The organism is Streptomyces sp. NPDC002499 (genome assembly GCF_053595415.1).
This window is the reverse complement of the sequence record NZ_JBSFXO010000002.1, coordinates 127,634-152,791: the sequence shown is the minus strand read 5'-3', so window position 1 is coordinate 152,791 and position 25,158 is coordinate 127,634. Positions and strand designations below refer to the sequence as shown.

22 protein-coding genes and 1 pseudogene are annotated in these 25,158 nt (G+C 68.0%); 8 read left to right on the top strand and 15 right to left on the bottom strand.

What is annotated here, in order from left to right; all coding sequences use genetic code 11:
* Positions 1–154: 154 nt before the first annotated feature.
* Entirely contained in the window at positions 155–2,872 is a 2,718-nt protein-coding gene (locus ACWD5F_RS05345; RefSeq protein WP_451251278.1) for a LuxR C-terminal-related transcriptional regulator, read from the top strand.
* Between the two features lie 111 nt (positions 2,873–2,983).
* On the top strand, positions 2,984–4,033 hold the full coding sequence (locus ACWD5F_RS05340; RefSeq protein WP_451251276.1) for a hypothetical protein: 1,050 nt from the start codon (positions 2,984–2,986) through the stop codon (positions 4,031–4,033).
* Positions 4,034–4,286: 253 nt separating this feature from the next.
* Here the strand turns inward: ACWD5F_RS05340 and ACWD5F_RS05335 are convergent, their stop codons facing one another.
* The 4 genes from ACWD5F_RS05335 to ACWD5F_RS05320 all read right to left on the bottom strand — a co-directional run bounded on the left by ACWD5F_RS05335 (position 4,287) and on the right by ACWD5F_RS05320 (position 7,125).
* Positions 4,287–4,955: a hypothetical protein gene (locus tag ACWD5F_RS05335; RefSeq protein ID WP_451251274.1), complete on the bottom strand. Its 669-nt coding sequence runs from the start codon at positions 4,953–4,955 to the stop codon at positions 4,287–4,289.
* A gap of 200 nt (positions 4,956–5,155) precedes the next feature.
* Complete coding sequence (locus ACWD5F_RS05330) at positions 5,156–5,539, bottom strand: hypothetical protein (protein ID WP_401714618.1); 384 nt, start codon at positions 5,537–5,539, stop codon at positions 5,156–5,158.
* Positions 5,536–5,742 carry a hypothetical protein gene (locus tag ACWD5F_RS05325; protein WP_043665140.1) on the bottom strand — a complete coding sequence of 69 codons (207 nt, stop codon included), beginning with the start codon at positions 5,740–5,742 and terminating at the stop codon, positions 5,536–5,538. Before ACWD5F_RS05325 ends, ACWD5F_RS05330 begins: the two co-directional genes overlap by 4 nt.
* Positions 5,743–5,856: 114 nt before the next feature.
* Entirely contained in the window at positions 5,857–7,125 is a 1,269-nt protein-coding gene (locus ACWD5F_RS05320; RefSeq protein ID WP_451251272.1) for an MFS transporter, read from the bottom strand.
* A gap of 679 nt (positions 7,126–7,804) precedes the next feature.
* Here ACWD5F_RS05320 and ACWD5F_RS05315 point away from each other — a divergent pair.
* Entirely contained in the window at positions 7,805–9,049 is a 1,245-nt protein-coding gene (locus ACWD5F_RS05315) for an MFS transporter (RefSeq protein WP_451251270.1), read from the top strand.
* 95 nt (positions 9,050–9,144) lie between these two features.
* On the opposite strand, the gene ACWD5F_RS05310 is transcribed toward ACWD5F_RS05315, so the two are convergent.
* Positions 9,145–10,716 (bottom strand): alpha/beta hydrolase, encoded by a 1,572-nt coding sequence (locus ACWD5F_RS05310; RefSeq protein ID WP_451251268.1) that lies wholly within the window; start codon positions 10,714–10,716, stop codon positions 9,145–9,147.
* Positions 10,713–11,936, bottom strand: a complete 1,224-nt coding sequence (locus ACWD5F_RS05305; RefSeq protein WP_451251266.1) for a serine hydrolase domain-containing protein — start codon at positions 11,934–11,936, stop codon at positions 10,713–10,715. The genes ACWD5F_RS05310 and ACWD5F_RS05305 overlap by 4 nt, the downstream gene beginning before the upstream one ends.
* A 178-nt stretch (positions 11,937–12,114) precedes the next feature.
* Between ACWD5F_RS05305 and ACWD5F_RS05300 the strand changes: the two are divergent.
* Positions 12,115–12,237 (top strand): annotated as a pseudogene (locus ACWD5F_RS05300) (nuclear transport factor 2 family protein); the annotation flags it as partial.
* Between the two features lie 61 nt (positions 12,238–12,298).
* Here ACWD5F_RS05300 and ACWD5F_RS05295 read toward each other — a convergent pair.
* The 4 genes from ACWD5F_RS05295 to ACWD5F_RS05280 all read right to left on the bottom strand — a co-directional run bounded on the left by ACWD5F_RS05295 (position 12,299) and on the right by ACWD5F_RS05280 (position 15,658).
* Complete coding sequence (locus ACWD5F_RS05295) at positions 12,299–13,165, bottom strand: pyridoxamine 5'-phosphate oxidase family protein (RefSeq protein WP_451252268.1); 867 nt, start codon at positions 13,163–13,165, stop codon at positions 12,299–12,301.
* A 162-nt stretch (positions 13,166–13,327) separates the two neighbouring features.
* Positions 13,328–14,404, bottom strand: coding sequence for an NADH:flavin oxidoreductase (locus tag ACWD5F_RS05290; RefSeq protein ID WP_451251264.1), 1,077 nt, complete (start codon positions 14,402–14,404; stop codon positions 13,328–13,330).
* Positions 14,405–14,525: 121 nt separating this feature from the next.
* Positions 14,526–14,906: a hypothetical protein gene (locus ACWD5F_RS05285; RefSeq protein WP_401714606.1), complete on the bottom strand. Its 381-nt coding sequence runs from the start codon at positions 14,904–14,906 to the stop codon at positions 14,526–14,528.
* Between the two features lie 182 nt (positions 14,907–15,088).
* On the bottom strand, positions 15,089–15,658 hold the full coding sequence (locus ACWD5F_RS05280; RefSeq protein WP_451251261.1) for a TetR/AcrR family transcriptional regulator: 570 nt from the start codon (positions 15,656–15,658) through the stop codon (positions 15,089–15,091).
* 121 nt (positions 15,659–15,779) lie between these two features.
* On the opposite strand from ACWD5F_RS05280, the gene ACWD5F_RS05275 reads away from it, so the two are divergent.
* A complete protein-coding gene (locus ACWD5F_RS05275) occupies positions 15,780–16,133 on the top strand; it encodes a MerR family transcriptional regulator (RefSeq protein WP_401714602.1) in 354 nt (117 codons plus the stop codon).
* Positions 16,134–16,162: 29 nt separating this feature from the next.
* Here ACWD5F_RS05275 and ACWD5F_RS05270 read toward each other — a convergent pair whose 3' ends face one another.
* From ACWD5F_RS05270 to ACWD5F_RS05255, 4 genes are all read right to left on the bottom strand, one after another.
* The gene (locus ACWD5F_RS05270; protein ID WP_451251260.1) at positions 16,163–16,888 is read right to left on the bottom strand and encodes a mycothiol-dependent nitroreductase Rv2466c family protein; all 726 of its coding nucleotides are present in this window, start codon (positions 16,886–16,888) and stop codon (positions 16,163–16,165) included.
* 89 nt (positions 16,889–16,977) lie between these two features.
* The gene (locus tag ACWD5F_RS05265; RefSeq protein WP_451251258.1) at positions 16,978–18,273 is read right to left on the bottom strand and encodes an MFS transporter; all 1,296 of its coding nucleotides are present in this window, start codon (positions 18,271–18,273) and stop codon (positions 16,978–16,980) included.
* A gap of 32 nt (positions 18,274–18,305) precedes the next feature.
* Positions 18,306–19,073, bottom strand: a complete 768-nt coding sequence (locus ACWD5F_RS05260; RefSeq protein WP_451251256.1) for an IclR family transcriptional regulator — start codon at positions 19,071–19,073, stop codon at positions 18,306–18,308.
* A 62-nt stretch (positions 19,074–19,135) separates the two neighbouring features.
* The gene (locus ACWD5F_RS05255) at positions 19,136–20,341 is read right to left on the bottom strand and encodes a cytochrome P450 (RefSeq protein ID WP_451251254.1); all 1,206 of its coding nucleotides are present in this window, start codon (positions 20,339–20,341) and stop codon (positions 19,136–19,138) included.
* 129 nt (positions 20,342–20,470) lie between these two features.
* Between ACWD5F_RS05255 and ACWD5F_RS05250 the strand changes: the two genes are divergently transcribed.
* Entirely contained in the window at positions 20,471–22,120 is a 1,650-nt protein-coding gene (locus ACWD5F_RS05250) for an HAL/PAL/TAL family ammonia-lyase (protein WP_451251252.1), read from the top strand.
* Entirely contained in the window at positions 22,117–23,082 is a 966-nt protein-coding gene (locus tag ACWD5F_RS05245; RefSeq protein ID WP_451251250.1) for a PDR/VanB family oxidoreductase, read from the top strand. Before ACWD5F_RS05250 ends, ACWD5F_RS05245 begins: the two co-directional genes overlap by 4 nt.
* A 107-nt stretch (positions 23,083–23,189) precedes the next feature.
* Here ACWD5F_RS05245 and ACWD5F_RS05240 read toward each other — a convergent pair whose 3' ends face one another.
* A complete protein-coding gene (locus tag ACWD5F_RS05240) occupies positions 23,190–24,134 on the bottom strand; it encodes an AraC family transcriptional regulator (protein ID WP_451251248.1) in 945 nt (314 codons plus the stop codon).
* 80 nt (positions 24,135–24,214) lie between these two features.
* Here ACWD5F_RS05240 and ACWD5F_RS05235 point away from each other — a divergent pair, with 80 nt between their 5' ends.
* Positions 24,215–25,060 (top strand): NAD(P)H-binding protein, encoded by an 846-nt coding sequence (locus tag ACWD5F_RS05235; RefSeq protein WP_451251246.1) that lies wholly within the window; start codon positions 24,215–24,217, stop codon positions 25,058–25,060.
* The last annotated feature ends 98 nt before the right edge of the window (positions 25,061–25,158 follow it).

The following is a 25,158-nucleotide window of genomic DNA, read 5'->3' as shown; positions in this document are numbered from 1 at the left end:
TTCACCGCGTACGTCTGCACGAGGCCGACGTGCTGAACCGGACCACCGTGAAGCCCTACGACTTCTGAACCGGCCGGTATCACAGGGCACCTTGCCATGGACGGTGCGCCGGTTCCTCGCGACGATGCGTGGGGAGTCGACGGGGAGGTGCGGCGTGGATGCTCCCTTTGTGGGGAGAGGCGAGTCCCTCGCGCTGCTGGAGAGAGCTCTGGAGCGGGCACGGTCGGGCGTTCCGCAACGGGTGTTGGTGGAGGGCGGGGCGGGCTTCGGCAAGACGGCCCTCGTGCGACGGTTCATGGCCCTCGGGGGCGTGCAACGTGTGCTGTACGCGGAAGGGGCCGAGGCCGAGTCCGGCCTGGAGTTCGCGGTGCTGGACCAGTTGCTGGCAGGCACATCAGGTGTGCCGTCGCACGGCGGATCGGCGGACCCGTCGGCGGCGGGCGCCGGACTGATCGACGTCATGGACGAGGCCCAGGACCCCGGCGGGGGAGTGGTGGCCATCGTGGTCGACGACGCGCAGTGGGCCGACCATCCCTCGTTGCTGGCACTGACCTTCGCGGTGCGCAGACTGCGCGCCGACCGAGTGGTCGCGGTCGTGGTGGTACGGGACATCCATGACGTGTCACTGCCGGTGGGGCTGCGTCGACAGTGGACGGCGGCGGACACGGTACGGATCAGACTCGAAGGCCTGACCGTGGCCGAACTGCGCCTGCTGCAGCACCGATCGGGAGCAGCAACGCTGTCGGCCCGTGCGGCGGCGCGGCTGCACGCGCACACCGCCGGCAACCCACTGCACGTACAGGCGCTGTTGGAGCAGGCGGACCCCGGCCTGCTCGACGAACTGGAGCACGCCGACCGCACGTTGCCCGCCCCGAAGTCCTTCACCGAACTGGTCCTCGCCAGGCTCACCGGCTGCACGCCCGCGACCGGGGACCTGGTGTGCGCGGCGAGCGTGCTCGGCGTCCGCGGCCCGCTCGACGCGGCCGCGCTGCTCGCGGGCCAGGACGACCCGCTGCCCGCTCTCGAAGAAGCCGTCTCGGTGGGCCTGTTGACCGAACGTGCGGGGGACACCTCGGTCTCCTTCCCGCACCCGCTCGTGCATGCCGCGGTCTACCATCAGCTCGGCCCCGTCCGGCGCGCCGCCCTGCACCTGCGCGCCGCCGACCTCACCGGCGAGGAGTCCCTGGCCCTGCGACACCGTGCCTGCGCGGCGACCGGCACCGACTCTGCGCTGGCAGCCGACCTCGCCGCGCTCGGCCGTCGGCTCGCCGCCGAGAGAGCCTGGTCGACGGCCGCCGTACAACTCTCCACCGCTGCCGGGCTGAGTCCCGACCGGGCAGTGTACGAACAGCTCACTCTGGAGGCGGTCGAATGCCGGCTGCTCGCCGGCGAGGTGCCCGACACCGCCCAAGCGGCCCAGCACGTCCAGGAGTTCGCCCACAGTGCGTGGCGCAGCTACCTCCTGGGCCGCCTCACTCTGTCCGACGTGGACCGTTCCGAGGCGCTGCTCCACGATGCCTGGCGACGCTGCGACCCCGGCACCGAGCGGGAGCTCGGCGCACGGATCGCCGGCCAGCTCGCCGGGCTGTACGGCAGCATGCTGCGAGGCGCGGACGAGGCCGAGTGGGCACGGCTGGCGCTGCGGCTCGCCCCCGAATCCACCGCCATCGACATGGTCCGCTACCTGGCGATCAGCGGCAGGGCCATGAGCGGGCGGGCCGCGGCGGAACTCGCGGTGCTGCGGCCACTGCCCGATCCCGCCCTCGCCTCGCCCGCGGAACTGGAGGAGCTGCTGGGGCGGGGCACGCTGCGCGGGCACACCGGTGATCTGTCGGGCGCGATAGGGGACCTGAGCGGAGTGCTGGGGGCCTGTCACACGCGTTCGGCGTTGTTCCGCGTGGTCGCCGCGACCGTACTGGCCTGGTACGAGTTCCGGGCGGGCCGCTGGGACGACTCGACGGACCACTGCGACTTCGCGCTGTCCCTGGCCGTCGACACCGATCAGCCGCACGTCGCCTTCACCTGCCACACGATCCTCGCGCTGGCCCGGTCCGCCCGCGGCCAATGGACCGAAGCCGCCCATCACGTACAGGTCACCAGGGAGTACGCGACCTCGGGCCACCCCTATCCCACGGTGCAGGCGGCTGTCGCCGCGGCCCATCTGGCCCGTGCTCGCGGCGAGCCCGAGGCCGTCGTCGCCGCCCTCGGACCCCTGCTCACCTTCGGTAGGCGGGGCAGGTTCGAGGAACCGGGCATGATGCCCTGGCCGGATGTCCTCGCCGACGCGTGGACCACGCTGGGCGAACACGAACGCGCCGAGGAAACCCTGGGCCCCTACGAGGAGTTGGCCGCCGAACGCGCTCATCACGGCGCTCAGGCGCTCGCCGCCCGCAGCCGCGCGACTCTGCGGGCCGCCCGAGGCGACGCCGCCGGCGCCGAGAACACCTTCCAGGCCGCGCACCGTCATGCCGAACATGCCCAGGAGCCCTTCGAGCGCGCGCAACTGCATCTTGCCCACGGCCAGTTCCTGCGCCGCACCAACAAACGCACCAGGGCGGGCGAACAGCTCCGAGCCGCCGAAGAGATCCTCCTGCGACTGGACGCCAGGCCCGAACTGGACCGCTGCGCAAGGGAATTGGCGGCCTGCGGTCTGGAGACCGGCGAGCCCACGACCCGCCAGGAGAGTGTCCTCACCGCGCAGGAACTGGCGGTGGCCCGCAGAGCGGCGTCCGGGCTCACCAACCGCCAGGTCGCGCGCGAACTCGTCATCAGCGTCAAGACCGTCGAGTTCCACCTCGGCCGCGTCTACCAGAAGTTCGGGATCGACTCGCGCCACCACCTCGCCCCCCGGCTCGCGGCCGAACAGGACTAGGGAGCACCCCGGGTCACTCCCCGGTGCCCGTGCGCCGGCTGCCGCCTAGCGTCGGTGGAGCCGTCGGGGAACACCCGCGGAGGCAGCCCGAACTCGGGGGAGAGCAAAGAAATGCCAGACAACACAACCGACAACACGGAAGCCGTCGTCACCGGCATTCCCAACGCCAAGGTCCAGGCCGTGACCGAGCGCGTGGTACGGGAGTTCCAACTCGCCGCGGACAAGGTCGCGGCACACCACGGCGGATCCGTGAAGTTCCCGATGCCCACTGACGGTTCCGCCGCGGAGCACCTCCTGGCCAGGAGGTTCGCCCAACTCCCCGCAGGCCACCAGAAGGAGGCCGCGGGACGAGTCGTGGCCGACCTCGGGAACGCGGCGGCTCGCTCGCAGCGGCTCGGTGACCTCACCAAGGTCGATCTGCGGTCCCCGACCCCGGTCGAGGCCCAGGTCCGCGCGCTGCCCTTCCCGGACGGGCTGAAGTTCACCGCCGGCGAACTGCGCAAGAGCCCGGCGATCAGTGCCCCGCAGCGTGTGCAGGAAGCGACCGCGGAGCAGTTGACGAAGCTGGAACTGCGGATCCAGCAGGTGACGTGTCTCGACGACACGAGTGAGCTGGGCGCGGACGAGATCGATGCGGCCGGCGTCAGCGTCGACGAGAGCGGCGACACCAAGAAGGTCCCCGCGTTCCGGGTACGCAGCTTCCACACCGGTGACGTGCAGAAGTACACACCGCCTCGGCAGTTCACGTTCTTCAGCCTGACCGAGGGCACGGTGCAGTTCCCGAAGTCCTACTTCGTCACCCTGGCACTGGCGGAGGAGGACTGGGGTGGCTTCGACGATTTCCTCAACGAGCTGCTCGCCAAGGTCAAGACCGAGGTGGTCGCCGCGATAGCGGCCGCCATCGGGGGAGCGATCGGTTCCCCCGGCGGCCCCATCGGGATCGTCATCGGGATCGCCGTGGGCTGGGCGGTCACCGAGATCTTCGAGTACCTCAAGAGCACGTGGGGCGACGAACTGTTCCTGCCGGTCACCGTCAGCGCTGTCATCCCGTCGCTGACCAGCCGCTGGACCGGAAAGCCGGACAGCCCGGAGCACACCGTGAAGTACACCGGCCACGGCGGCAGTTACCAGCTGGTCTACGACTGGCGGATGTACAAGTGACGGCAGCCGGGACACGGCAGAACCGCCCCGTCCACGGGCTGGCCCCTGCTCTACCCGGATGAGGTGACCGCCAAGGGACGCGCGTCCCACCGCGGCCGCTCCTGACAGCCGGACCGGCTCGACCCGCGTCCGCCATCGACGCGGTACCAGGATGGGCCGTCCGCCTTGGACGGCCCATCCGCCGTGTGACGCCGGCGTCGGCATCGATCCCCGTCATCTCACCCGCACATGAAGGCGAGTCACCGCTGTGTGCTCAGGCGCGAATGATCTTGGGGAAGGCCTTGGTCGTGTCGACGTAGTACTTGCGGACCAGCCGGCCGAAGCCGCCCTCCGCGCTGCCGAGCATCATCGTCTTGACGACCTCCAGGCTCTTCGCAGCGGTGAAGTCCTGCGGCTTGGTCTCGGTGACGCCGGCGACCAACGCCTCCCACGCCGTCCGAGACTCCGTCGTGGCGCTGACGTCCGGGTCGAAGCCCAGGTAGTAGCCGCTTCCATCGGTTTCCTGCCCGACGGCCAGGAAGACGATCACATGGAATCCGGCGTTGCGCTCGTTGTTGAACTTGCTCTGCGCCCCGCCCACGTGTCCCGTCGAACCGTTGACGTACACGGCACGGTCGGCCTTGACGGCCTTGTCGACGGCGGTCCACTTGGCCGGGACGCCGATCGCCACCGAGAGGTCGCTGGGCTCGTACAGCCCGTCCTTCCCGGCGCTCAGGAGACCGCCGACCCTCTTGGCGCGCACCTGGCAATCGCTGTCCAGCATCTTCGCGAACGTGGAATCGGCCGGCATCTGCAGCCAGCACTGGAGGCGTTCGAGGGCGGTGCCCGTCGTCGCATCCACCGCCTTCGAGATCCGGTCCCTGATGTCCTTGACGGTCGGTGCGGTCGTGTCGTCGGCTTGAACGTACGCCTGCTTGATCACGAAATATCCCCCCAAGTCCGGCTTCCGTTGGGGCCACTATGGGGCACGGAGCGTGCCTTCGGAAGAGCGGGGAACGCAGATCCCGGCGCCGGGTCAGATGCCGTCTGACCTGGTGAGTCTGCGGTGACATGTGAGGATCGGCGACACGAGAGAACAGGTCGGGGCTCCTGTGGGAAGGCCACCGTTCCCGTCCCCCTGTGTCACTCGCCGCGCCAGGACTCCAACCGCTGCGCGACGGCGCGCAGATCGGCTTGCTGTCCACGGACCGCCTGGGCGAGTTCGTACAGATCGTCGTCCTTGGCCTGGAGGGGCTGACCGGAGACGTGCATGTACTGGCTGGCGCAGGCCCAGCCGATGACCAGGTTGTAGTCGGTGAAGGGGCGCAGCAGCAACGCGGTGTGCAGGAAAGTGGCGGCTCGGGAGGCGACCTCTTCGTAGTAGAGGACCCCGCGCTCCCGCTCGAACGTGTGCCGGTCGGCCATGAACCCAAGTGCGCCCCAGTCGGCGATGGGCACGTTGAGCGGGGAGATCGCCGACTGGATCTGCAGGACCCAGCCGACATCGACACGGATGATCGGGCTCACCGCTGTCCCTCGGGGAAGCGGGCCACGACACCGGGAAGCACCCGGGCGGCTTCCTCGACCGCCCCCTCCACGAAGGCGAGCCGATCCGCCTCCTGCACGGTCACGTCGTGGACGTGCTGCTTCAGACTCCGACCCGTGAGCGCTGCCCGTTCACGGAGCCGGGCCATCTCGTCTTCGGTGAATTCCACGTTGAGTGCGGGCATGAACGCAAGGTACCGCACCCGGTACCGAGTGCGGTACCAGATGTCGCGGGGTCCGGCACGGAGAGCGACTGGGCGGCGCCGACCGACTCCCATTGTCGGGCGCATGCGTGTTCCTCACTGTCTGCCGGCGACCAGGCGCAGGATGGGTTCCCTGCGGAGCCTTACGAAGATGACGGCCAGGGCGACGGCCTGTACGAGAGCGCAGACCAGGATGACGTTGCCGAGGTGCGGTGGCGGGGTGAGCGCAACGAGGATGCCCGCCACGGGGAAGGGCAGCAGAAGGAGCAGCATCGTCAACGAGAGAGTGGCACCGAGCGCGGTGACAGGGATGATCAGCGAACGCACCGTGCGCAACACGACCGTGAGGCCACCGTCGCCCGCCATGAAGATCGCTATGAGGACGGTGTAGGAGGCGAAGGACGGAGCCTCGGCAAGGGCGAGACACGCGGCGGAGGCGAGCGTCGCCGACACCATGCCCACTCCCCACAGGTCGATGCGGCTCACCGCCAAACGGCAGCATGTGATCGCCAGCAGGGTCGCCACGGCGGCGGCCGACCACATGGCGCCGACATCGGCGGAAGAACGCCCGAAGGTCTCCACCACGATCACAGGGCTGGCCGACTGGAGCAGCCCGAGGGCGAGGTTGGAACAGGCCAGCCCGGCCACCAGCCAGCCCAGGACGGGAAGCGTCAGCAGAGTATTGAGGCCCAGGCGCAGCGCACTGTTGCTTCCCGCGGCGTCGGTACGTGCGGCGCGCAGCGGGGTCGGGGGAGTCTGCAGACCGAGTACGGCGGCCACCAAGGACAGCGCACTCAGGCACCCGAGCATCCATCCCGGCCCCGCCAGAAGCAGGAAACCGGCGATCAGCGGACCGACGACCGCGGCCGTCTGGTCGATGCCGACGAGGACCGCCTGGATGCCATGAGGCCGCGCTGTGTCCCGCCGGGTGACGATCGCACCGACGGCTTCATTGGCGACGAAACCGAACTGGGAGAGTGTGCCGGTGACGGCCGCCAGACTCAGCACGACCGCGGTCTCCTCCGTGCCCCGCGGAAGCATGAGCACCGCGACCGCCGCGCCTGCCACCACCATGGCGCGGGCGAGAGAGGCGATGAAGCAGACGATCGCCGCGCCCCGACGGTCCACGGCACGGCCGGCCGGGACGAACGCCACGATCCGCGGAGTCCACTCCAACGCGAACGCCAGGCCCGTCAAGGACGGCGAACCGGTAATGGTGAGGACCAACAGTGGCATGGCGTACGTCGCCATGGAAAACGCCAGCGCGTCACCCGCGCGTGGAGCATAGATGCGCCGAAAGAGACTGCCGGGCGGAACGGCGGCATGCCGACCGGCAGGCAGATTCTCGCGCACGGTGATGGCCACGAAAGAGGGAGGCTTTCGACGAGATGGGTCGGAGACGAGGAGAGATCCGGGTCACTTGCGGGGAAAGCGTGGGGGGAAAGGGACCAGGTTGTGGCAGGTTCTCGTGGGATTGGCCAAGACGGTCGGCGGAGGACCGAGTTGCAGCTGCGCTCATCACGCGACACGCGAGGTGACCTGGCCTCCACTTCGGGGAAGGAAGAGCAACTGGCGTGCAATCACCGGCATTTGACGTCGGGACTATACCGCTTTCAAGGCGACGTGGCATATACGGCGAGGGAGTCTTCCGCCGGAAACGAAATGCCCATCTCCGACCTAAAAGGGCCTGGCTGCAAGATATGCGGTTGTATCAGGCCGATACCGGTGGCCACTCTCCCAATACGGACGCGACGCCTGCTGAGTGCGGAGCGCGTTCAAGTTCCTTATAGGTGCGGCACGTCAGCCCAAAGGCGAACTTCCGGGGCAGTGACAGGCTGCAGTGCGAGCGCACCGGCAAGAGGAACCGAGTCGAGCGCGCTGCCGGTTGACGCATCGCGTCCGCGAGTCGCACCAAGGCCTCGACGTGCAGCTCCTGTCTGTGGAAGCTCCCCTTTCCTCACCTGACGCGGAGATGTACGTTTGTACGTACTTTCTTCGATTCGCTATGTCCTCCGCTGCCGCACGTTTGGATCGACCTGTAGTGATGGACCTGGCCACACGCCGCCGCCGCACGGCGTTGTTCCTCTTCTTCCTCGTGCCGGGTCTGTCGATCTCCTCCTGGGTGACGCGAACACCCGACATCAGAGACCAACTGGGCGCCTCGACCGCGCAGATGGGCATCGTCCTGTTCGGCCTCTCGGTCGGCTCCATGCTCGGTGTCCTCGGCTCCGGCACGCTGGTGGCGAAGTTCGGGACTCGACCAGTCATGGCTGTAGGGACTGCGCTCGTCATTCTCAGCATGGTGGTGATCGGCTGCGGAGCGTGGTGGTCGTCCGCGCCCGTCGTCATGGCGGGACTCTTCCTCTTCGGCGCCGGCATGGGCGGCGGCGAGGTCGCGGTCAACGTCGACGGTGCCGACGTGGAGCAGATCACCGGTCGAACGGTCCTGCCCACACTCCACGGATTCTTCAGCCTCGGAACCGTGGTCGGCGCTTCGCTCGGCATCGTGTGCACCGCTGTCGGGTTCCCCGTGCAGTGGCACCTGGGCGCCATCGCGCTCGTCACCGCGGCGATGTTCGCCTACGCCCTGCGGGCCATCCCCCACGCTGTCGGCAAGACCCCCACCACCAAGCAGACCGGCACCGCCGAAAGGCCGCAACGCCCGGCGGTCTGGAAGGACCGACGCCTGCTGCTGATCGGCGGCATCATCCTGACGATGGCGCTGGCCGAAGGCGCCGCCAACGACTGGCTGCCCCTGCTCATGGTCGACGGACACGACATGGACCCCGCCCTCGGATCCGCCGTCTACACGGGTTTCGCCGCCGCCATGACCATCGGCCGCTTCGGCGGAGGCTTCTTCATCAACCGGTACGGCCGCACTCCTGTCGTCCGTGCCAGCGCGATCTCCGCCGCCCTCGGCCTCTCCGGCGTCATCTTCGTCGACAACGGACTTGTCGCCGGAGCGGCCGTCCTTCTCTGGGGACTGGGCGCGTCCCTCGGATTCCCCCTGGCGCTCTCCGCCGCCGGTGACTCCGGGCCCGACTCGGCCGCGCGTGTCAGCCTCGTCGCGATGATGGGCTACGTCGCCTTCCTGGTGGGACCTCCCGGCCTGGGCTTCCTCGGCGACCGCTACGGCCTGCGCGCAGCGATGACCGTCGTCCTCGCCTTCGTAGCCGTCGCGATCTTCCTTGCCCCCGCCGTCAACACCCGCCGCACGCCACCGACGAGCCCCACGCCTGACCCCCAGCCGGCGCCGGCAGAGGAACACCACGACCGCGCCGGTCACTGACCCGGCGTTCAGGTGTTTCCTGCCGGTCGCCCGGAGAGGGTGTCGCGACGCCGAGTTGGCTCACCTTGTCGAACTGAAGCGGCTCAGCGCGGTGTTCAGCGGGTGCGTGCGGCGCACGTGACGTCCGTGGCCGGAAGACGGCCGGTGGCGAGGTAGGCGTTGACCGTGTCATCGACGCACGGGGCACCGTAGACGCCGTACACCGCGTGCTGGTCGGCGCCTTTGAGGGTGACCAGGCGGGCGGACGGCCACCCCCGGCGCACCGCTGTGGCGCCGTCGTAGGTGGTGCGCGGGTCTCCGGTGGCGTTGACGAGCAGGGCGGGGAGGTCCTTCCTGATGGCGGTCGGGCGCTCACGGGGCGAGTCCCAGAAGGCGCACGGGTTGAGGTTGTTGGTGACAGGGCCGATCAGCGGGTCCAGCAGACGCGCGCGCTGGATGTCACGCCAGTAGACCTCCGAATCCCGCGGTGCGGCCTTGTCACCGCACAGGATCGCCATCTGGACGCTGCCGTAGTGGGAGTCGGCCCCGGTCAGCACGAACGCGAGAGCGTCGGCGAGCCACGGGGACGGGGTGACCTGGTGCCCGCCTGCTGCGCGGCTCAGATCCCGTATCCCTTGGGCGAAGTCCCCGTATGCGGCGTCGTTGTCCTGCGAGAGGCCGTTGATGACGATGATGGGCACCACGTGCTCGTCCACCCGGTAGGTGCCCAGCCGCAACGGCGTGCGGGCCGCGGCGGCCTGGACGCGGTCCACGGCCGCCAGCACAGTCTTGCGGGTGCGGCCCAGGCCGTAGGTCGCGTCACGGGCGGCGGCCCAGGAGGCCCATCCCTCCAGCGCGTGGCGGTTGGCCTTCTCGGTGCCCCGCAACAGCCTCGGACCGTACCGGTCCGGCGTGATGACGCCGTCCAGCACCACCCGGTCGGTGCGGCCGGGGAACATCGTGGCGTACACCTGGCCCAGGTAACTGCCGTACGAGTACCCCAGGTAGGAGATCCGCCGCTCGCCGAGCGCCGCGCGGATGACGTCCATGTCGCGCGCGGTGTTGCGGGTGGTGACGTACGGCAGCACGTCGCCCGCGTTTTGTCGGCAGCGCTGGGCGAGGTCCTCCGAGAAAGCCGTCACGCGGTCGAACCCGGCCCGGTCGACGCCGGCGCCGCGCAACGCGGAGCCGGTCGGCCAGTGGCAGTCCAGCGGGGTGCTGCGGCCGACGAAGCGGGGGTCCACACCCACCACGTCGTACCGTCCGCCGACGTCCTTCATCGCCCCGCGTATCCACGGCGGGTCACCGAGCGTCTGCCCGCCGGGGCCGCCGCCGTTCAGCAGCAGCGGGCCGACGCGGTGGGCCGTGTCGGTGGCACGGATCCGGGAGATCGCGACGGTGATCGTACGGCCACCGGGGTCGCTGTAGTTCAACGGCACGGTCACATCGGCGCATTGGGCGCCCGCCTGCTCGAGCTCTTTTCCGGTCGTGTCCTGCGGGCCGAGCACGCAGCTCTTCCAGTCGAGGCGCTGGTGGTGGTAGCGGGCGAGGGAGTCGGAGTCGGCTGCCTGCGCGGGGAGGGCCGTGACGGGCAGCAGGGGGAGGGCGAGCGCGGCAGCGGCCAGTCCCCAAGCGGTCCTTCTCGTCGTCCTCGAAGCGCACTGCGGCGAGCGGGCTGGGCGGATCACTGATGTTCCCCTTCTGTCGGCTGTCGTCCTGCGGAAGGCCGCCCTTCACAGAGGGCGGCCTGGACCACTTCCTGGAAGTCCTGTTCGGCCTGGAGCGTGTCCGGCACCTGATTGAGCGCGACGGCGACGCTCCGTCCGCCGGGCCCGACCGCGGTGAGCGCCCGATGGCCTCCCGGCACGGTCCCCGCGTGTCCCCACCACAGTCCGCCGCAGCGCAGCGGAGAGGCGATGACGCCGAGCCCGTAACGAGCGCCGGGCCACAGCCGGTCGGGGTCGGCGGCCACCGTCCGCCGCATGTCGGCCAGTTGGTCCGCGGGCAGCAGATGACCGTGGAGAAGCGCGGTGACGAAGCGGGCCAGGTCGGCGGGCGTGGAGACCAGCGCGCCGCCGACCCCGCCGAAGGTCGTGTTCCAGGCGGTGCCGTCGACGAGACGGCCGTCCTCGTCGGTGAAGTAGCTGCGCGAGTGCGGCCCGTGGATGGATGTGGCGTCCCCGGGCCAGTACGTGTCGTGCAACCCGAGGGGCCGGATCACGCGACGGGTGATCTCCGCCTCCGGAGAATGCCCTGTGACCTCCCGGATGATCAGGCCCGCGAGGAGGTAATTGGTGGTGGCGTAGTGCCACTTGCCGTGCGGGCGCGGTAGATCGAGGGCGCGGGCCACAAGTTCGCGCGGCTCGAAGTGGCGGTACCGGAGACGTTCGGGATGCTCCCACTCGGGCGCGTCGAGGTAGTCGGGCAACCCGCTTGTGTGCCGCAGAAGTTGCCGCACGGTGATGCGACGACCGTCGTAGCCGTTGTGCCGGATCAGACCGGGCAGGTAGCGGTCGACGGGAGTGTCGAGTTCGACCACGTTCTCGGCCGCGAGCTGGAGCACGACCGTCGCGGTGAACGTCTTGGTGATGCTGCCGGCGCGCAGCCGGTCGGTGACGTTCATGGGGCGGCCCGTGCGCAGGTCGGCCGTCCCCGCGGTCTCGGTCCAACTCCCGCAGGAGGCACGCGCGTTGCTTTCGGTGACCAGGACCGCGGCACCGGTGATCCGGTCGCGTTCGGTGAGTGTGCGCAGGGCCTTTCGCAGTTCGTCGTGCGGTCCGCAGATGGCGTGCTGTCGGGCCTCGGGCGGCTGTGCGGCAGCCGGAGCGACGGGCACGACGACGGCCGCCAACAGGACTGCCACGCCGGTGCGTCTGCCCAGCGCCGAGGTTAAGAGGGAGGGTGCCATGCGCCACAACGCTAGGCATCAGCCGTGACGGGGTCACTCGGGCAGGCAGGCGATCCGCAGGTGGGGGCAGCCACAGTAGGGAGCAGGGGGTATGCCCCAGGGAAGGGAGAGGAAGCGGCGCTGACTCAACTGCCGTTGCCCCCCACCGCACGGCATCGTCCTCAACGACAAGACGAACCCTGTCGATCGCGGCAACGCGGTCGTCGACCTCTTCCGGGTTCGCAACGGCAAGATCGTCGAACACCGGGACGTCACCCAGGCCGTCCCCGAGACCTCCGACAACGACAACACCATGTTCTGAGGGGTGCCTGCCGGGCGCACTTCGAAGCCGGTGACGGCTTGCTCGGTGCTGCTTTGGTTCCTTACGTGGTCGGCGGGTTGAAGCGGGAGAACTCGGGAGCACCCCAACGCAGCGGAGAGCCATTGGTGATCCGGACGAGTCGCTCGACGGTGAAGTCCACGACGCGCTCTGCTCCCGGCAGAGCGGCCGCGTGGCCGGGATTCCAGTCGACAGCTGCCGTCCCCGTCAGATGCAGAACGGTCCCTGTGGCCCAGTCCGGGATCAACAACCCCGCGCGGGAATTGACTTCGAGGTTCCCGAGCGTGTTGAACATCGAATTGCCGACGTAGTCGGGCCAGCGCAGGTGACGGGCATCCATCGCTCTGAGGAACCCCGGGTTGCCTCCGCGATGGGAGGCATCGGCGTTGCCGTCCAGGTCCGCCGTGGCGATGAAGAAGGTGTCCGTTCTGTTGACGAGCGCGATGTCCTCGTCGGTGAGCGCAGTGCCTTCGACCGGACCGTCGGGGGTGACTGAGTGCCACTCCGGCACCCTCTTCTGGATGTGCTTCGGGCAGTTGGCGTAGACCTGATCGAGTTCGATCTCCAGACCGCCCTGGACGGGGTGCGCCGTGCCGTTCATACGGATCCGCCGCCGCATGCCCGGGTCCAGGGCGATCATGCCGACGTGAGTCGGTTCGGAGAGCGTGCGGAACAGAGGATCGCCGGTCGAGAGCGAAGCCGCGACGGTCAAGGAGGAAGGGCCGCTGACGGTGATGAAACCCGGATCTCCCGTCAGGAGAGTGGACCAGAGCTCCCCACGCTCGTCGGCCGCGCCTACGACCAGCATCGGCTGCCTCGCCAGGAAGGCTTCGGCCACGTCGGGGATCTCTGTCATGAAGGCGGCGGAGACCGCTCTGGCCCTGTCGGTCAGGCCTGCCTTCTCCTGCACCGCCAACTCGCCGCGGTGATACGGCTTCATGTCTGCTCCTCACGATGTGGTGGTGTCAGCGACTTGCACTCGTTGCCGAACCGTGTGGGCGGGATCCCGCAAGAGTGCTCACGGCGAAGCGCCTGCCGAGAGCCGGGACTCGCTCCGACGGTATGGAGGTCTTCAGTAGACGAAGGTCTGCCATCCCTGGAGGTAGTTGATGAAACGCTCGCTCAATCCGCCCGCGCGTAGGTACTGCGCCGTCACCGGGAGCTTCGGGCTTTCGTACTGAGGGTTTTTCTGTACTTGCCTGGGAAAGTCCCGCTGAAGAATTCCTGCCCGGCCGATCACGACGAAGTCGCATCCCTCTTCCAGGAGTTGCCCGGCGCGCTGGGCGCTCATGATCTTGCCCGCCGCCCCCACACGGACACCCTTGCGAGGCAGGTCGGTGAAAACGCTGAGCAGGGTCTGCCCCGCAAATGTTCCTTCTTGAACGGTCTGGGCAGAGTCCCACAGGGCCAGGTCGAGGTAGTCGATCAGTTCTCGATCCAGTATCTCGGCCGTGATGTCACGAAGTTCCTCCAGGAGCAACCCGTAGCGTTCGACCGACAAGCGCCAACCGATCTGGAATTCAGGACCGCATGCGCGGCGGATACCCTCGATGACCTCAAGGGTGAGGCGGGCCCGGTTCTCCGTGCTGCCGCCGTACTTGTCGGTGCGGTCGTTCAGCAAGGGGGACATGAACTCCGACAGGATCCAACCGAAGGCGCCGTGTACGGAAACGCCATCGAACCCTGCCCGTTCTGCCCTCTGTGCGGCCTCGATGAAGCTGTCGCGAACCAGCTCCACCTCTTCAGTTGTCAGTGCCTTGACTCCCGGGACCGTGGAGCCGGAGGCAGGGGCTGGAATTCCTCCCAGTTCCCGTCGAGCGCGGTGGCCGGCGTGGTGCAATTGGACCGTGGACAAGCCCCCGCCGTCGCGGATCAGATCCGCCATCTTGGTCAGACCGGCAAGATGGGAATCGCTGTGAATGCCCAACTGGCGGTCGAACGCTATGCCGCCGGCTTCGACCGTGGCAGCGCAGGTCTGGATCAACGCGTAGTCGCTCTGCGCCAGTTGCCCGATCCAATCCAGATCAAATGTCGACGCGGATCCGTCGCGCGCGCTTTGCTGGTTGGTGAGCGGTGCCAGAACGAAGCGATTCCGCATTTCCGCGCCATGCGAAAGGGTAAGCGGTTTGAACAGTTCCGAAACTGCCATGAAGATCTCCTGATGGTGCTTCGGCCAGGGCCGAGTCCTTGGGATAAGTGCCGTGCGCCGATTCCTCAGGAGGGAGGCGTCCCGGACGAGCGGGCGGATCATCTCCGCCCGCTCGGATGCGTCAGAAGGTGAGGATCTGGTAGCCGGACTGCACCAGCTCGCGGATGCTCGCGACTCCGGGGGTGCCGGGGGCCTGGTTCTGACCGATCTGCTTGATCCCTTCGTCCTCGATGCCCTTGCTCGCGCCGAAGACGGTGGTGCAGCCGGAGGAGGCCACGGTGGCGACCTGCTTCTTCACCGCCGTGTAGAGCTCGTGCGCAGGGTGGGCCGGGTCCGCCAGTACGGCGGGCCAGCGGGTGCCCGTGCCCTGGAAGAGCACCAGGGCCTCACCGCCCTGCGCGAACTCCCAGGCCGTGGCGAGGGCGTCGAACACGCGGCCCAGCGCCTCGTCGGTGCCGGTCGACGGGTCGGACAGCACTACGACTGCGGTCTTGCTGCTCATGAAAGGTGCTCCTCAAGGTCGTACAGGATGAACACCTTCATATTTACCGTACGTTCGGTAATTTTGCAAGACAGTGCTCGCCGCACCGTTCGCTCAAGCAATGAATGCCCGCTCAGCGCCTACTGGGCATCAGGCAATGGCGGTACGCAGGACGGACGATCCGATGATCCAGATGAAGCGCTCTAGGGCTGGTGCGCGGGCATCAGCAGGCTCGGCAGGAGGCCCACGGCTTCGGTGAAGGGCTCCGTGTCGCCGAGCACCCGAGCAAGCACCAGAGCTCCCTCGATGCGTAGGAACGCGTCCTTGGCGGCTCGCGCGGCGTCTTCGGGCTGCCGGCCGGCGCGCCGAGCGGCATCGGTCATCGCGTCGATCCACGTCACGGCGAGGGCGCGGGCGTGATCGCGGACCTTCTGGGGGGTTCCCGCCAGCGTCATCGTGTCGAGGACGCACGACAGCGCTCCGGCGCCGTAGAAGTCCTTCAGGCGGCGCGCGGTCTCCGTTATCCCTCGCGCGATGTCGGAATCCGACTGCATCGGGTCCAGGATCCACAGGAAGCGCTCACCGACCTTGGTGAGGACTGTGTCCGCGATCTCTTCCTTGCCGGCGGGGAAGCGGTGGTAGAGGCTCGCCCGCTGCAGTCCCGAGGCTGCCGACAGGTCACCGATCACGGTGCCGTCGAAGCCCTTCTCCCGGAACACGGGCACAAGGAGGTCGAGCAGCTGGGCCTCATCGATGGAGGGGGGACGCGCCATTCTTCAATGTTACCGAACTTTCGGTAACATTGGGAGCGTCGGTCGACAGCTGCGCCGCAGGGCTGGCGCAGCTGTCGACGTCGACACTGGTGAGAAGGCGAATCGCGGACCAGGAGCTGCGGTGAGGATCAAACAACTGTCAGAGCGGACGGGCGTCTCTTCGCGGCTGCTTCGCTACTACGAGGAGCAGGGACTCCTCCAGCCGCGACGTGAGGAGAACGGCTATCGCGACTACGAGGAGTTCCAGGTGGCGAGGGTCGAGCAGATTCGCAGCCTGTTGGATGCCGGACTCACGACCGAGATCATCAGAGCTGTGCTGCCCTGCCTGGCCGAGGCGGCGAACTCCCAGTATCCGGCTCCGGACTTCGTGAGCCGAGTACGACAGGAGCGCGGTCGCATGGCGGAGCGTGTCGCCTGCCTCTCGAAGAACCTTCAGGCCATGGACGACTACTTGGACCGGCTCCCCAAGCACTAGCTCTGTCGTTTGACCACAGGCGGGCACACCTACTTCTTGAGTCTGCGGCTGCCGGCGTGCCAGTCCTCGGTCCTGCCCGCCTCCTGTGCCGCGACGCCGAACGAGGGCAGTTGGGGACGTTCCCGCAGGCTGCGCTTGAGTTCGGCGAAGCCGGGGAACCGGGCGAGGCCGATGACGTGATCCCACAGAGTTCCCGCCTGGTCCTCGTCGGGCAGCCGGCTGATCACGGGGCCGAAGAAGGCGACGCCCTCTGGCGGTTCGAAGTGCACGATCGGCGTGCCGACGTCCCTGCCCGTCAGCGCAAGCGCCTCGTCGGACTCGGCCTGGATCTCGACATCACGAGCCGTGTCGTCCAGTGCGTCGACGAGAGAAGTCGGCAGGCCGGCTTCGGCGAGGGCGTCGGCCACGAGGTCGGGCGCGCCCTGCCAGCCGGGGGCGCGGCCTTCGTCGGGCCAGGTCTCCATGACGCGGGCGCCGAAAGCCTCGTAGAGCGGGCCGATCGCTTCACGGCCGTGCTCCTCCCGGGCCGCTGATGCCACTCGCAGCAGTCTCAGGCCCGCGGTGTGCTGGGCGAGATACTCCGCCGGGAAATGGGAGTCGTAGTCGATGTGCGAGTTGATCAGCCGCAGTGAGATGAACCGCCAGTCGACGTGGTAGTCCCGCTGCGCCTGGACGATCCGGATCCACTTGCTGGTCATCCACGCGAATGGACAGACCGGATCGAAATAGAAGTTGACGTCGGTATTCGTGGCCATCGCACTCACCGTCCTCAATCGGTTGATCTTGTTCGCGCTGAATGCTCATCACATTCAAGTTGCTCGTCGTGCGGACGCCGTCGAAGCGCTCAGCGCGGGAATGCGTGGTTGCGTGCGAGGGAGACGACGATCACCGTGGAGACGACGAGGGCCGCCACCACGATCATGAGCGAGGCGGATCCGAGGCCGGCGAGGAGGATGCCACCGAGCAGACCGCCGAGGCCGATTCCGCCATTCCACATCGTGACCATCAACGGCTGGGCGGCATCGGCGTGTTCGCGTGACGCCGCCATCAATGCCCCCTGGAACAGGGTGGCGGCACCGCCGAACGCGAGTCCCCATGCCGCCACCGCGACATAGTCGAGGATCGCGTTCCCCGACCAGAGAGTCAGCGCGACCGCCGCCGAGGCGAAGAACACCGTACTGAGGATGACAAGGCGCCGGTGATGCCGGTCCACGAACACACCGGTGAGCCAGATGCTCAGGATCGAGGCGATGCCGAAGTCCAGGAGAATCCACTGCACTTGGTCCGCGAGCCCGACTCCTGCGAGCACGGGCGCGATGTACGTGTAGAGGATGGTGTGAGCGAGCACGTACACGCCCGTGACGACCAGGATGGTGCGCAGACCTCGTATGCGGAAGAGGTGACCGAGGGGCAACCGCTCGCCGGCCGCCTGGCCGGGGGCGTTCGGCAGCTTCCACATGGTCCAGATGATGAGGAGCGCGGTCAGCGCCGACATGAGGCCGAAGGTCACCTGCCAGCCCACCGCCCGACCGAGAAACGCTCCGGCGGGAACACCCAAGGAGAGGGCGACGGGTGTGCCCGCGAAAGCGAAAGCCATCGCCCTGCCTTTCAGCGCGTCCGGTGTGATGCGCTGCGCATAGCCGCCGAGAAGGCTCCACGTCACGCCGGACGCTGCGCCCGCGATGAATCTCGCCGCCATCGTGACCATGTAGTCGACGGAGATCGCGGTGACCAGGTTGGCGACGAGGAAGCCGATGAGCGCGACCACGAGAAGGTGCCGTCGCGGCCAGTTCGTCGTCGCGATGGCCACGGGAATCGCTGTGAGCATCGTGGCGGCGGCGTAGATGGTCACGGTCTGCCCGGCCACCGATTCGGAAACGCCCAGTGCATGGCTCATCTGGGGGAGTACCCCCGCGGGCAGGGCCTCGGTGAGTGTGGTGATGAAGCCTGCGGTGAAGAGCGACATGAGTGCTGCGATGGGGAGGCGTTCCTTGGGGAGGCGATCCTTTCGTGGCGCTCGGAGGATCGTGTCCTGGACTCTGCTCACTTCTTCTTCCCTCTCTGACGCGCCGAGGCGAAAGCTCGACGACCTGGGACGTCTCAGAGCTCCGCGATTGCGGGCCGGGAAGAGATGCTGCAACCTTCACATTGGTGTGAAGGCAAACGGGGCTGTCAGTCGTCCGAGGTCTTGTCGAGGTCGAGGTCGTGGCCCAGGTCCGTGGCCGCTGTGCGCAGCAGACGGAGTGCGCGGAGCTTCCATCGCTCGGACGCGCAGCGGGAGGTGGGTCCCGCGAGAGTCAGGGAGCAGGCGACCTCCCCGTGCGTGACGACGGGGACCGAGACGGCCACCGCGCCGGGCTGGAACTCGCTCTCGGACACGGCGAATCCCGTCCTGCGTGCCTGGGCCAGCAGCGAGGGCAGTTCCTCTCTGCCCGGTGTGTTCGCCGAGTAGGAGGTCAGGCGTGTCATGACGAGTTCCACGATCGGCTTCGGCGCGTGGGCGAGGAGGAGACGTTGGCCGGCGCCCGCGTGCAGGGGAAGGAGCTGGTTGACGCAGAAGGTGTGTCGCTCCGGATGCGGACTGACCACTTGTCTCAGGCAGAGGCCCTGTGAGCCGGCTCTGACGGCGATCACCGATGTCTCCGAGGTGAGTCGGGTCAGCTCCTGCAGATACGACGTGCCGACCTCCACCAGCCGGGTGTGGGGGAGATGCTGTCCGGCGAGATCCATGAGGCGCCAGCCGGACAGATACGCTCCCTGTGCTTCCTCGATCAGCGCGTATCGGCGAAGGGTGCGCACGTAGCGGTAGACGGTGCTCTGCGGGATCGCCAGTTCCTCCGCGATCTCCGCGATCGTGGCCTGACCGCTGCGTGTGATCGCGATCAGCACGTCCAGCCCGCGGCTGAACGAGGTCTGGTGTTGTTCCGTTCTCTCCTCCACACGGCAATAGTAGGAGCCCGGGTGCCCGGCCTGGCCTGCTGCGATGGACGGCGACGCCTGCTTTACGCCGGGACGACCCGCAAGGGAAGCGATACCCATCCGCGAAGTGTGTTGTGGAGGAACGGCACCGGTGGTCCGGACGGCTCGATGGACGCGGTCCGCTTGACCAACTCGCCGAAGAGGACCTCCGATTCCAGCCGTGCGATGGGCTGACCGACGCACTGGTGAATACCCATGCCGAATGCCAGATGCCCACCCGCCTGCCGCTCCACGTCGTACTGGTCGGCGTCGGAACCCCATCGGCGTTCGTCGCGGTTCGACGCGCCCGGGAAAACGACCAGCTTGCTGTCCTCCGCCAGCCGCACGCCGTGGAAATCCACTGCCCGGGACGTGGTGCGGAAGAAGGACTGGAACGGTGACTCGAACCTGAGCGCCTCGTCGATGGCGAACCGGACCAGTCGAGGGTTCTCCCGCAGCCGCGCCCACTGCTGCGGGCTCGACGCCAGACAGCCTGCGGTGTTGCCGATCGAGAGCGCAGTGGTGTCGAGCCCGGCGGAAAGCAGCGCGCGTACGAGCACCGCGGCCTCCTCCGGTTCGATCGCTCCCGCGTCGGCGTGTGCCCAGATCTTGGCACCGAGGCCGTCAGCGGTGAGGTTCTCCCGCGCGCAGGCGTTCGTCACCCAGTCGACGGTGTGCGCACCGGCCGCCATGTACTGCTCGTAGCGGGCGTCCTCGGGGCCGAATTGCGAGAAGTTCATCGCGCCGTGTGCGAGCAGGTTCTCCTTGCGCCCGGCCCGGGGGATCCCGACGGCGTCTCCGAATACTCTCAGCGGGAATTGTTCGGCGAAGTCCGTGATCGCGTCGAATTCGCGTTCATCGAGGATGCGGTCCACGAGCTCGGTCGCGAAGGTCTGGAATCCAGCCCGTAGCATCCGCATGTTCCGCGGGCTGATGACATCGGCCATGGCGGTACGCAGGGGTGTATGCATCGGGGGGTCGGAGTCCAGGATCCCCGGCTTCCGCCAAGGCGGCTGGTGGTGATAGTTCCGCGGTCCGACCCCGGCCCCGGACAGAAACGTGGCATGGTCGACGAGGATTTCACGGACCAGGTCGAATCGAGTAAAGGCGGGTACTCCGTATTTCTCCAGCCAGACACCGTGGCCCGCGTCACGCATCCGTTTGAACAAGGGATACGGGTCGGCCAGATTCTCGGCAGAGTACGGATCGTCTTCCATCACCGGAAGGTTGTGCTCGATCTCCCCGGACATGTGATGCCTCTCGAACAGCCGCTGGGATGAGACGCACGGTAGGACCGAACCGGTCGGCGCAACAATGCGCATTCTCATGGCGTGAGAATCGGTGTTGTAGTGCCGGGAACCTTTCAAGACGATGACTGCATGACGGACTCCACGGTGCACATCGGGACCACACCTCTCACCCTCGACGACCTCGTCGCGGTGGCTCGGCGTCACAGCCGGGTCGCCCTCTCACCGGAAGCGGAGCAGCGGTTGGCCGCCGGCCGGGAATGGCTGGAGTCCGTCGTCGACGGGACACAGGACGGTCTCCAGGACCCGATCTACTCCGTCAACACCGGCTTCGGCTCGCTCGCGGGCCGGCAGGCCTTCGCCGATCCCAGTGACGCGGCGGAACTCTCGCGCCGACTCGTCCTGTCGAACACCGTGGGCGTCGGCCGCCATGTCGACGAGGAGGTCGTCCGCGCGGCGATGCTCATCAGGGCGGTCAGTCTGCTCGTAGGCCACTCCGCGGTACGCCCCGTGGTGGTGAACACCCTCGTCGAGATGCTCAATGCGGGTGTCCACCCGGCCGTTCCCGAGTACGGCTCGCTCGGCGCCTCCGGAGACCTGATCCCGCTGGCCCACGTGGCCATCGTGATGTCCAAACCGAGTGACGGCCCCGACTCTCCCCTCGATTCGGGCGAGGCCTGGCTCGGCGGCAAGATCGTCACAGGGGTCGAGGCGATGAAGAGTGCCGGCATCGATCGCATCGCCCTGGGGGCCAAAGAGGGGCTGGCCCTGCTCAATGGGACGTCGTTCTCGTGCGCGCAGGTGGCCCTTGCTCTCCACGACGCGGAGAACCTGCTGGCGACGAACCAGATCACGGCGGCCATGACGATCGAAGCCCTGCGCGGATTCGGTGACGCGTTCATCGCCGAGTTGCACGCGGCGCGCGGCCAGCGCGGGCAGATCGAAGTGGCGGCCAGGTTGCGCGAGTTGCTCGCCGATGCCGACCTGGTGGACGGTGACCGCGACCGGAACCCCACCAGACAGCCGCCGCAGGACGCGTACTCCCTCCGCTGTGTGCCCCAGGTTCTGGGGCCGGTCAAGGACACCCTTGCCTTTGTGCACGGCATCGTCGAGAACGAGATGAACGCCGCGACCGACAACCCTCTCGTCTTCCCCGGCTTGCCCCGTCCACTCAAAGCCGTGTCCGGAGGCAACTTCCACGCCGAGTACCTGGCGTTCGCGGCCGACTTCCTGTCCATCGTCGTGACCGAGATCGGGAGCATCACGGAACGGCGCCTCTTCCGCCTGGACGACGGCACCCTGAACCGCGGCCTCCCCGACATGCTCGTGCCGAGCGAACAGGTCGGTATGGACTGCGGCTACATGCTGCCCCAGTACCTCTGCGCCGCCCTCGTGTCGGACTGCAAGACACTTGCCCATCCGGACTCGGTCGACTCCATCCCGACGTGTGCCAACCAGGAGGACCACGTGTCGATGGCCAACAACGCGGGCCGACATGCTCGGCAGGTCGTGACCAACATCGAGGTCGTGGTCGCCGTCGAACTCCTCATGGCCACCCAGGCCCTCGACCTGCGCATGGCGCAGGGGGAGGTGGACGACCAAGGCCTGTCGACGGCTTCCAGGGCCGTCCGTGCACTCGTCCGCTCGGACCGCGCGGCGGACGGCCGAACGCTCTCCTACCTCAAGCAGGACGTCGTGCTCTATCCCTGGGTCCGCCGGGCGACCGAGCTGGTGCACGACGGCGCGGTCGTCGCCGCGGTGACAGCTGAGGAGCGGTCATGAGCGTCTCCTCCACAGCGGTCAAGACGCTGACCATGCAGGTCGCCTCCCTTGAGCGGCCGGCCGATCGCATCGTCTCCATCGAACTCGAGCCGGCCTGCGGATCCGTACTTCCGTCGTGGGAGCCCGGTTCTCACATCGATGTCCATCTCGCCCAGGGTCTGGTTCGTCAGTACTCGCTGTCCCTGGCACCCCGCAACGGACTCTGGCGTCTTGGAGTGCTCGAGGAGGCCGACGGCCGGGGAGGCAGCAGCTACATCCATCGCATGCTGAGAGTGGGCGACCAGATCACCGTCTCCCGTCCTCGCAACACCTTCCCCTTCGAACTCCGCGGGCGACCCGTGATCTTCGTCGCCGGCGGAATCGGCATCACCCCCATTCTGTCGATGGCCGCGGAGGCTGCTTCCGCGTCGGCGGTCTGGTCACTGCTCTACCTGACACGCAGTCCCCGAGCGACGGCCTTCGCCGACGAACTCGCGGCGTACGAGCATCGCGTGATGCACCACTACGACAGCACCGCCGGCATCATCGACCTCCCCACGGCCCTGGACGACCTGGGTGGTCGCGAGGCGGACATCTACGCATGCGGCCCACCCGCTCTGTTGTCCTCAGTGGAAACGTATGCCGCGTCGCGACAGAGTTGCCGCCTGGTCGTCGAGCGGTTCAGCGGGGGCGGTACGACCCAACCGCAGCCGGACGACCGCGAGTTCGTCGTGGAACTCGCCGACGGCACGGAGATCGTGGTTCCCGCCGACGAATCCATTCTTGAGGCGCTGGCACGCGAAGGCGTTCCGCTGCTCAGCTCCTGTCAGGAAGGTGTGTGCGGCACCTGCGAAACAGCCGTGCTCGCAGGCCGACCGGACCATCGGGATCACGTACTCACCGAGGACGAGCGGGCGAGCGGAGAAATGATCATGCCGTGTGTCTCGCGGTGCCTCGGATCACGGATCCGCCTCGATCTCTAGTTTGATGCGGCGCGAACTCCAGGGCGGCAACCTCAACACCCGTCCGGGACACACTCCCGGTCCGACTGTCTCCTGTCAGCGCATTTCGCGGAACACAACGGCCGGACTCATCCGGCGCGCCACTGCGCCGGTTGCGACCTTCGGTGATCACTGGGCCGTGTGCCGCGCAGCCGCTTGAATGCCACGCTCAGTGCGAAGGCATTGGCGTAGCCCACCTCCCGGGCGATCGTGTCCACCGTGCGGTCGGTGTTCCTCAGCAGTTCGGCAGCCAAGGTGATCCGCCAGCCCGCTAGGTAGGCCATCGGCGGTTCGCCGACCAGTGCGGTGAACCGCCGGGCGAACGCTGCCCGGGACACCCCTGCCTTGGCCGCCAGGTCCGCCACCGTCCACGGCCGGGCAGGTGCGTCGTGCAGCAGTCGCAACGCGGTGCCCACGACCTGGTCGTCCAGTGCGCGGCACCAGGCGGGGGCATCGGCGTCCGGTCTGTCGAACCAGCCGCGCAGCGCGGAGACCAGCATCAGGTCCAGCAGCCTGTCCAGCACCATCTGCTGTCCGGGCCGATCTCTGGTGACCTCTTCGGCCACCATCGCCGCCGAAGGCCAGGAGCTGCCCTCGGCCGACACCACCAGCACGGCGGGCAGGGCCTGTAGCAGTGGTTCGCTGAGCTCTCCCCGGCGCTCGAAAGCACCGCTGACCAGAACGGCGGCCCCCTCAGCCGGTGTTCCGCAGGTCCGGGTCGGCCCGGAGGGGTGCTCCACGCCTTCGGCACCGGGGCAGTAGTCGGCGCTGGTCACCACCAGCGAGGGTGTCGTCGCGGGGCTGTCGGCCACCGCGTAGGGCACGTCGCCACGGACTACGGCGATGTCGCCGACGCCGATGGGCACTGGCTCGTGCCGGTCGGGAACGATCCAGGCCTGACCGCGCACCATCGTGGCCAGCGTCAAGGGGGCGCCGCTGGCCATCCGCAGGGCCCAGGGCGCTCGCATGATCGTCTGGCGGAAGACGGCACCCCGAGCCCGTACCTCCGCCAGCATCTCCGACACGGCATCCATGTCCTCAGGGTAGACGCCCAGACATCAAATGGAGCTTTTTGGCCATGGATCGTCTCTCCATCGGCCGGTTGACTGCAGTCATGTCTGAACACCCGATTCTTGTCACCGGCGCAACCGGCAAGTCCGGCCGCCGCGTCGTCAGCCAACTGCGGGCCAAGGGGATACCGGTTCGTGCCGCGGCCCGGAACGGCGAACACACCTTCGACTGGACCGACACCGGCACCTGGGATACCGCACTGGAGGGCGTGCGCTCCGTCTACATCGTGCAGTTGGACGGCACGAAACTCGTCCGCCCGTTCATCGAGCGGGCAGCGCGGCACGGGGTACGGCGGATCGTGCTGGCCTCGGGGCGCGGGATCGACGATCCGGACTACGCGAAGGACAGCAGCGGTGTCCTTGAGGGCATCTCCGACAGCGAGGCCGCCGTACGGGAGAGCGGTCTGGAGTGGACGATCAGCAGGCCGGGCTGGTTCGCGCAGAACTTCAGTGAGGGTTTCTTCGCCGATGCCGTCCTCTCCGGTGAGGTGCGCCTGCCCGCCGGCGACGGGGCTGCCGGCTTCGTCGATGCCGACGACATCGCCGCAGTGGTGGTTGCTGCGCTGACCGAAGACCGGCACGCGGGCCGGATCTACGAGTTGTCCGGCCCCCGGGCGGTGACGTTGACCGAGGCGGTCGCCACGATCTCGGAGGCCACCGGACGCGAAGTCCGCTACGTGCCGCTCTCCGTCGACACCTACGTCGCGGAACTGACACGGCAGGGGGTGCCGCCCGCGGACGCGGAAGCCTTCGCAGCCATCATCGAGCCACTCCGGGAGGGCAGGGACGCGTACCTCTCGGACGGCGTGCAGCGTGCCCTTGACCGCCCGCCGCGAACCTTCGCCGAATTCGTGCGGACCACCGCTGACGCGGGCGGCTGGCCGACCTGACCACGAAGGACGTCACTCCGTCCGCTGCTGGTCCTTGTGACGCGAGGGCGGTACAACCAACCGTGCCCCCGGAGGGTCTTGTCGGGTGCCGGGTGTCT

Excerpts from the sequence above, each read along its gene's own strand:
- ACWD5F_RS05255 (WP_451251254.1), bottom strand. The coding sequence starts at position 20,341 with ATGTCCGGGGAGATCGAGCACAACCTTCCGGTGATGGAAGACGATCCG.
- ACWD5F_RS05285 (WP_401714606.1), bottom strand. The coding sequence starts at position 14,906 with ATGAGCAGCAAGACCGCAGTCGTAGTGCTGTCCGACCCGTCGACCGGC.
- ACWD5F_RS05290 (WP_451251264.1), bottom strand. The coding sequence starts at position 14,404 with ATGGCAGTTTCGGAACTGTTCAAACCGCTTACCCTTTCGCATGGCGCG.
- ACWD5F_RS05270 (WP_451251260.1), bottom strand. The coding sequence starts at position 16,888 with ATGGCCACGAATACCGACGTCAACTTCTATTTCGATCCGGTCTGTCCA.
- ACWD5F_RS05245 (WP_451251250.1), top strand. The coding sequence starts at position 22,117 with ATGAGCGTCTCCTCCACAGCGGTCAAGACGCTGACCATGCAGGTCGCC.
- ACWD5F_RS05325 (WP_043665140.1), bottom strand. The coding sequence starts at position 5,742 with ATGCCCGCACTCAACGTGGAATTCACCGAAGACGAGATGGCCCGGCTC.
- ACWD5F_RS05235 (WP_451251246.1), top strand. The coding sequence starts at position 24,215 with ATGTCTGAACACCCGATTCTTGTCACCGGCGCAACCGGCAAGTCCGGC.
- ACWD5F_RS05250 (WP_451251252.1), top strand. The coding sequence starts at position 20,471 with ATGACGGACTCCACGGTGCACATCGGGACCACACCTCTCACCCTCGAC.
- ACWD5F_RS05280 (WP_451251261.1), bottom strand. The coding sequence starts at position 15,658 with ATGGCGCGTCCCCCCTCCATCGATGAGGCCCAGCTGCTCGACCTCCTT.
- ACWD5F_RS05305 (WP_451251266.1), bottom strand. The coding sequence starts at position 11,936 with ATGGCACCCTCCCTCTTAACCTCGGCGCTGGGCAGACGCACCGGCGTG.
- ACWD5F_RS05240 (WP_451251248.1), bottom strand. The coding sequence starts at position 24,134 with ATGGATGCCGTGTCGGAGATGCTGGCGGAGGTACGGGCTCGGGGTGCC.
- ACWD5F_RS05315 (WP_451251270.1), top strand. The coding sequence starts at position 7,805 with ATGGACCTGGCCACACGCCGCCGCCGCACGGCGTTGTTCCTCTTCTTC.
- ACWD5F_RS05340 (WP_451251276.1), top strand. The coding sequence starts at position 2,984 with ATGCCAGACAACACAACCGACAACACGGAAGCCGTCGTCACCGGCATT.